Genomic DNA, 1,155 nt, shown 5'->3' on the forward strand with positions numbered 1-1,155 from the left:
CCTCGGACGGTTCGGGTTCTTCCCCGGCCGGTACGAGTTCGGCGATGACTTTCCGGGTGGTGGCCAGGTCCGCCAGACGGGCCTCGGTCTCGGCCAGAGCGGCGGTCAAGTGCGCGATCTGGTCGTGCAGTTCGCCGGCCCGGGCGGTGGCCTCGTCGTGTCGGACCTGGAGGTCCGCCATGAGTTCGGTGACGTTCATGCGGCTAGCCCGAGGGTGTCGCGCCAGGCCGGGCTGGGGGTGGTGAGGCGGCGGGCCATGTTCGCGATGGAGGCCCAGTAGACGCGTGAGGCGGAGGTGTCGGGCCGGTGGTCGTACTCGCGGGCCAGGCGCCGGTGCAGCATCAGCGTGCCGTTCGTCTGCTCCACCCTCCACCGGATCGGCTGTGGGACAAAGCCCTTGCCCTGGTCCGCGGGGTTGCGGCGGACGACCTCGACGTCGATGTCCAACAAGGCGCCGTGGATGATGACTTCATCCTTGAAGCCCTGGTCCACCAGAGCCTTCTCCAGGCGCATCCCGCACCGCTCGGCCGCGATGTCGAGAAGGGCGATGCCCGCGGCGTTCTCGTGTGCGGACGCGGCCAGGACGACGACGCCGATGATCAGCCCCAGAACGTCAACGGCCAGTCCCCGCTTGCGCCCCGACACCTTCTTGTTCGCATCGAGCCCCGTCGTGGTCTTCGGGACGCCCGCCGCGGCACGCACGGACTGGGTATCGAGGATCACGAGGGACGGGTCCTCTAATCGGCGGGCCCTCTCCCGCACCTGGCAGCGCAGGAGTTCCTGGATCCGCTGGTCAAGACCGTCCTCGCGCCACAGCGTGAAGTAGTAGAACACCGCCGACCAGGCCGGGAAGTCATGTGGCAACAAGCGCCACTGACAGCCCGTCCGATTCTGGTAGAAGATCGCGTTCACGACTTCCCTCAGGTCGCAGGACCCGGGATCTCCGGTCGCAGACCGCGCCACCCGGTCCTGCTTCCAGGCCGTGATCATCGGCTCGATCAACGGCCACTGCTCGTCCGATAAGTCGCTGAGGTACGGCTCTCTCGTCACGCCCCGCATCTCAACATGGACATGCCCACCAAGCGGCCCGGACCGCGATCAGTACCACGATCGAGCGATCACGAACCGAGGAAGATCGGACTTAACGCCCACTCA

Annotated in this window: 1 protein-coding gene and 1 pseudogene; both read right to left on the bottom strand. The window is 67.1% G+C overall.

Annotated elements, in window-relative coordinates:
- A pseudogene (locus AB0M99_RS37800) lies at window positions 1-199 on the bottom strand (hypothetical protein); the annotation flags it as partial.
- On the bottom strand, window positions 196-1,059 hold the full coding sequence (locus tag AB0M99_RS37805) for an IS5 family transposase (protein WP_365928810.1): 864 nt from the start codon (window positions 1,057-1,059) through the stop codon (window positions 196-198). The pseudogene AB0M99_RS37800 and the gene AB0M99_RS37805, both read right to left, overlap by 4 nt.
- Between the last annotated feature and the right edge of the window lie 96 nt (window positions 1,060-1,155).

Origin of the sequence: Streptomyces sp. NPDC051183 (assembly GCF_040682455.1) — a bacterium.
In the GTDB taxonomy this organism is placed as follows: Bacteria; Actinomycetota; Actinomycetes; order Streptomycetales; family Streptomycetaceae; genus Streptomyces.